Source organism: Phocaeicola sp., from assembly GCF_057861905.1.
On record NZ_DBMACV010000114.1, the window covers coordinates 1 to 5,751 of the forward strand.

The window sequence follows — 5,751 nt, forward strand, 5'->3', positions numbered from 1 at the left end:
ATTGTTTCTTTGAAAACAAACCGGATGCATTGCAAGGATACTATATTGAGGACTCAAAACAACTGGCCTTATTCTAAACTTATCCCGAACTCAGGTAATTTTATACATAAACTATTCGGTTTCTGTTTTTACAATTAAATCTCTCACATCAACATTCAAACACTTTGCAATCTTAACCAAAGTCTCTAAACTAGGTTGATAAGTGTTTGTACACCACTTTGAAACCGTCGTCTGATCTTTATTTAATTGACATGCTAACCATTTACTCGTTTTATTTTTTTCTGCGAGTACAGCCTTTATTCTATTTATATTTTTGTCTTTTTCTTGCATACGTCTATGGCTTTTAGTTTATACAGCCTTTAATTTAATTACAAAATTAGTCTTTTTATTCTATCAGGTAGTGACTTTTGGAGAAATATCTCTATAAAATAGAGAATTTCGCCAAATTAAATGAAATAATACGATTCACACCATTCTTAATTTGTATTATAAGATCTTTTGTGTAAACATTATATTAAGAAACTCTTTTAGTTCCGCAAAGACAATAATTATAAAGAGCATTAAGAAAGAGTAAGATCTCTTCCTTAATGCTTATAAATTCTCTTACACTTCCAACTCCTTCAACGGCAACCCATAATTATATTGTCTGAAAAATCCTCGGTGAATAAGTTTCAAACCAAGAGTCTGATAATAGTTGTAATCGTCATCTTCGGTACAGAGGTATTTGTAACCGTATCGTGGGGCGTATTCCTTGAAGAAGCGGGCAAGGTCCTTCAGGTTTTCCTGCTGGTTTCGTTTGAAGTTGCTACGTACAATGATAATGCTCCAGTCGGGGATGCTGCCAACGCCGCAACTGTATTCCCAAAAACGGATGTATAAATCCATTTCGCCTACATTGACAGAAACACAAATACCGTTGGCGTTGTGCATGACGGAACAACAGTTTCTGTAACCGAATCTCTCACACAAATAGAGATTGAAATCATAAATAAAATCGGAATAGTTCATAATAATTTGAATTTTGATGGTTAATAAAAAATTGATTATAGACTGAAACCTCGCTTGCGTTTCGGTTTCTTTTTCTTCTTTTTAAGCCGGTTGGCCTGTATTGCTTCCTCCATATCATAATCCGTAGGAGAGGGAGTGAACAGTCCCAGACTGATGCCGGAATGATTCTCCTGCTGATATTCATGCCGAGGTTCCTCGCGTATGGTTTCTGCCTGTGCCTGACGCTGGTTCATGGTAGCAGAAAGAGCGTTATATCGCAGCTCCTGGTCGATGTTCAGGAAACTAAACTGGCGGTCAATTTTGGAACCGCTAAAGGTCAGTTGGTCACATGTGAACTTGACACCTTGCATCTCTCCGGTCGTGCGACTTAGCTTCCATTGCGTATCAATTCCGTATCTCCGTAAGGCCAGTCTCAGCTCACTCCAGCTTCGGGCGTTCGGAACTTCCCGTTTCAAGGCATGATAGATAAAATACTTTACCTTGTCGTGACGACGCAACCGCATGAAATTGACATGCTCTTTTCCTTCGGCAAAATGCAAACGATAACGGGCTGTCAGCATCTTGCAGACCTTTTCGTTCCGGTAACGGTCGTTCTTGTCGCTGATGGTGCGGCCGTCATTATCCACCCGATTGTAAACGATGTGACAATGCGGATGGTCACGGTCGATATGCCGGGCGATGATGAACTGCGTGTTCGCAATTCCCATCAGCTTCATATAGTCGTGGGCGATCCTCAACATCAGTCCATCATCGTCACGGATGCGGTCTCCGTCTTCTGCGGAGAAGCTCAATGATATATGACCAACCGTATTCTTGACCTTGTCATTCAATAAAGTCTGTAACTCGAATTGTTCCGCTATTTCTTCAGGTGAACCGTAGACACCAACCGCTTTCAGCAGGCGCGATTTATCTTCTTTCAGCACATAGTTTACGCACCCGGAAAACGATGTGCCCTTGACAATTTTACCTATCATCCTTGAGCTGTTTTATGAGTTGTGAAATCTCTTGAGCAACGGCCCGACACTCATCGGCCACACGATAAAAACCGTAAGCGTTGGCTCGTCTGGCAAGCTGGTTCAGGTTCGTACTTTCGCCAATCAGTTTTCGTATGATGTCAAGATTTTCTCTCGTAATCCGTTCGCGTACCGTACCGTGTTCGATGAGTGAACGCACTACTTCGCTTTGACTGCGTTTACTGCGTCGGCTGAGTGCTCTGAGCCAGCCGAATTGTTCGTCTGTAAGACGGATTGTAACTGTATTTTTCTTGTCCATAATATTTGCTTCTGAGATTAATAATTGTGACCATCGGGAGCTGTCTCACCGTCTTTTGAGGTGAGCAAGTGGCCGGGAAATGTAATACACCGGCATAAACTTGCTCCAGTGAAAAAGAAGTGAATCAGACATCTGAAAGTCATCGTTTGAAAAGTCCTTTCCGGGTACTTTGAATCGTTGCTGAAAGAGATGCTTTTTCCACATTGACAAGCTGTAAATCGAAAGTCTCGACCAGTGTTTTCAAGGCTGGATTCAACGTAACAAGACGATTGAAAATAGCCTCCTTTGTCTCTTCTCTCAGCAGAAAATCGGCGATGTCATAACCCGCATCCCGTTCCTCTTTTGTCGCATTTCTTTCCATAAAATCAAAGAGAGAAACCTCTATTCCCAGGCTTCGGGTCATCTCCATTCTACTGTTCCAATAGTCGGTTGCACCCAAGTCTGGGAAGAGCAGGACACGTCGGTTTTTCAATACGCTCATGGCTTCTCGATTGAACGCTCCGTTCTTTCCGCCCGAAGCGATCCAGAGGTATTGCGGCAGATAGAAGCTGGATATCAAGGCACTTTTCTCACTCTCCACAAGAGCAACCGGACGCTGCTGGTCGGAGGACAAAAGGTGCTCACCAAACAGGCATTGTCGGAGATTGAAATTCTCTTTCTTCAGAAGGGAATGTACCCACGTGATGTAGTTGTGCGGCTCTTTAATCCGTCTTCCGTTTTCGGGATTGTAGAGCATCACTTTTCCGGTGCGTACCCGTCCGGAAATATCCACCTGCCAGAAGACTGTAGCTCCCGGCCAATGTTTCGAGGTCCCTACATGGTAGCGCAACATCAGCTTTTCGGTAGCTTCCTGTCCGAAATGGAAACTCAGGAACTGAAACAGCTTGTTCGTGTGATACAACTTCAGGGACTGCCTCATGATTTTCGGCTCAATGAATGAAGGTTCAGGAGGCAGACTGATGCGTGGTTTTGACACCGATACAAACTCTTCGCTCAATCGTTCCTTGGCCATCGGGTTCTCGTCAAAGTACATTTTGGGCGTATAGTTGTAGCCGCACTTCTGCTCATGGTTGCATCGCCCTACATAATCGGGAAAACTGATTTGCTTTTCCGTATCGATGTATTTGGCGAAACAACTTTTGCGGTGGCAGTTCGGGCATGTGTGCCGGGTACTGACACCTTTGTATGGTTCTAATGTGAATCTGTAGTTCATTTTCTTTCTGTTTGGATGTTACTATGCACATTTTCGCAACTTCACAAACCCCTCGGTTGCGAAAATGTGCATAGTAACAGGTTTATTTACTGTATTCTCCATGATTCTCTTTTCTGAATAAAGTTCCGATATGGCGTTTTAGAAACATCTTGAAAGCATGCTCCTTCATCCCGTAGCTTTCAGCAATACCGATACCTTCTGCCGTCGTAAATCTCTGAGGCAGGTTCAGGTAGATGTTGCGGTGCAATTCGCTCAACTGTTCCTGGCTGACGGCAGTCTGCACTTTTACAGCTGTTGTCCGAAAATACTCGGCCAGCAGGATGGCACGGTTCACACTTTCAAGGTCAATCGTATGCTTGTCGCACTCTCCGCAAGTCCATCGGGCAAGTTGGATAATCAGACAAAACCGGATAATGTAGATTTCCAGTTTGCAGTAAATACCTACCAAAGCATCATTGGTTTCCATATCACATTGGCGGGCATTTTCATGTTGCCAACCGTAAAGTCGTTGCTTGGCATCTTCATCGAATGGCAGGCATTGAGGCTGCAACTCATTATTCTCGTCATGCGGACAATCCTGAGCAATCAGCTTGTCGATAATCTGTTGCCACTGGATTTCCAGTTCTTCAGGAGTTTCCCGATCGTTCCATCTGCTTTTCAAGACAGATTCAGGCATCACGAAAAGAATACGGTCGATGAAACCGTTACTAGAACGCTCGCCCTTGACCAGTTCACCCAGAATCTTCTTTTGGATGGTACCGATAACAGAGATGTAAGGACGTCTGATAAAAATGGAACTTTGCGTACTCTTGCGGTCGGAAATCGTGGGCTTGGCATTGAACACCGAAAGCCAGAACTGTTCTTCCGAACCGTTATTATAGCGGTTGAAGTTCTTGAACCAGGCAGATAGCTCGTCCGACCAAAGGCAGAGTCCTCTGGGATTCTGAGCATGTATCAGGCTCAATCCTTCGGGAGTGATATCCGAAACAAGAAAGCGTTTGCGCACGGGTGCCTGCGGAAACTCATCCAAACCGGCTTCCAAGCGTTCCTTTTTGCTCATGGACATAGTGCGTTCATACTCAGCATACAACTTCTGATATTTCTGATTCTGACAATAGTCGTGCTCAATAAACGGCTGGAAAGCGAAACTCAGTGGATGACTCTTATTGGCTCCAGGACGTCCAATCAGTGCCATGTACAAGATGGGACTTTCCAGCCAGTTGCGCTTCACCTGCACCAGATGGGAGTTGCCAATCCCCACGGCAATGGCTGCAAGGATAGCCGCAGCAACATAATCCACGGGATAGCCCTGACAATCGTGCAAACTGCTAATGATGCGCTGAATCCTGATAGGAAAGATTTCTGTCGGGAACTCACCACCGGACATCCTGGCTCCGATGCGCACAACCTCGCCGATGATACCTTCTGCTGTTAATTTGGAGGTTTCCATAGACGCACAGATCAAAAGTTATAACCTCCCTTTGGTTTGCGTTTCGCCCCATGTACTATCTCCGCTGCCTGTTCCTGAAGTGACATGGCCCGCATTTGCTTGCGTCCGGACTCAATCCATTGCAGCAGCTCATCTTCATAGAAATAGAGTTTCTTACCTCGTTTGTAAGCTGGAATCAGTCCTTTGCGCGCAAGCGTGTAAATGGTAGGCTTTGCCTTTCGTGTGATTTTACAGGCTTCGTCAATTTCAATAAGACGATGCTTGTCGGGAGAAGCCTGCGGTTGCAGTGCTGCCACCATTTGCCGGATTTGTTCCATCTGTTCTGTTAGATAACCTACCGCCTGCGGCAGCTTATCAAAAGTGATTTGTTCGTTTGCCATACGTACTCGTTTTTAATTGTTCGCTGGCAAAGGAAATTGGTGTTTTGATGGTGGAAAACATCACCAGGATATAACTGTGAGATAACTTTTGGTGGTGTCAATTAGTAGTAAGTTGTTGGTAATTATATAATTGCACGTATTGAAGGATATAAGAAATAGAGACTAACTATTGTTATTGATGGGGAAAACTGCTGTTTTTCGTAAAATGTTGACTATTTTATGATAAAATATGGGTTGTGAAAAACTAACTTTGATAAATTTTGGTAACTTTGTTTTCACAGATTAATAGAAATATGAAAATCCAATTCAATCGTATATTTATAATAGAATCACTTGGTAGTGATGATAGAAAGACAGGGACAGAACTATATAATGATCTCTTAAAATGGAAGCAAATTACACATCCTGATTTTGAAGCTGTTCTAGAA

Annotated in this window: 7 protein-coding genes; all 7 read right to left on the reverse strand. The window is 43.6% G+C overall.

The annotated features are described in order from the left end of the window. Window positions 1–111 precede the first annotated feature (111 nt). Window positions 112–330, reverse strand: a complete 219-nt coding sequence (locus tag ACZM60_RS14240; RefSeq protein WP_302016421.1) for a helix-turn-helix transcriptional regulator — start codon at window positions 328–330, stop codon at window positions 112–114. A 273-nt stretch (window positions 331–603) separates the two neighbouring features. Beyond that, entirely contained in the window at window positions 604–1,008 is a 405-nt protein-coding gene (locus tag ACZM60_RS14245; RefSeq protein ID WP_489521820.1) for a hypothetical protein, read from the reverse strand. A gap of 35 nt (window positions 1,009–1,043) precedes the next feature. Continuing rightward, on the reverse strand, window positions 1,044–1,982 hold the full coding sequence (locus ACZM60_RS14250) for a relaxase/mobilization nuclease domain-containing protein (RefSeq protein ID WP_489521821.1): 939 nt from the start codon (window positions 1,980–1,982) through the stop codon (window positions 1,044–1,046). Then, window positions 1,972–2,280, reverse strand: coding sequence for a MobC family plasmid mobilization relaxosome protein (locus tag ACZM60_RS14255; RefSeq protein WP_195741680.1), 309 nt, complete (start codon window positions 2,278–2,280; stop codon window positions 1,972–1,974). The genes ACZM60_RS14250 and ACZM60_RS14255 overlap by 11 nt, the downstream gene beginning before the upstream one ends. Window positions 2,281–2,419: 139 nt before the next feature. Continuing rightward, the gene (locus ACZM60_RS14260; RefSeq protein WP_489521822.1) at window positions 2,420–3,493 is read right to left on the reverse strand and encodes a DUF6371 domain-containing protein; all 1,074 of its coding nucleotides are present in this window, start codon (window positions 3,491–3,493) and stop codon (window positions 2,420–2,422) included. A gap of 82 nt (window positions 3,494–3,575) precedes the next feature. Further along, window positions 3,576–4,943: a DUF3987 domain-containing protein gene (locus tag ACZM60_RS14265; protein ID WP_489521823.1), complete on the reverse strand. Its 1,368-nt coding sequence runs from the start codon at window positions 4,941–4,943 to the stop codon at window positions 3,576–3,578. 11 nt (window positions 4,944–4,954) lie between these two features. Beyond that, window positions 4,955–5,323, reverse strand: a complete 369-nt coding sequence (locus ACZM60_RS14270; protein WP_117856058.1) for a helix-turn-helix domain-containing protein — start codon at window positions 5,321–5,323, stop codon at window positions 4,955–4,957. Window positions 5,324–5,751: the final 428 nt, after the last annotated feature.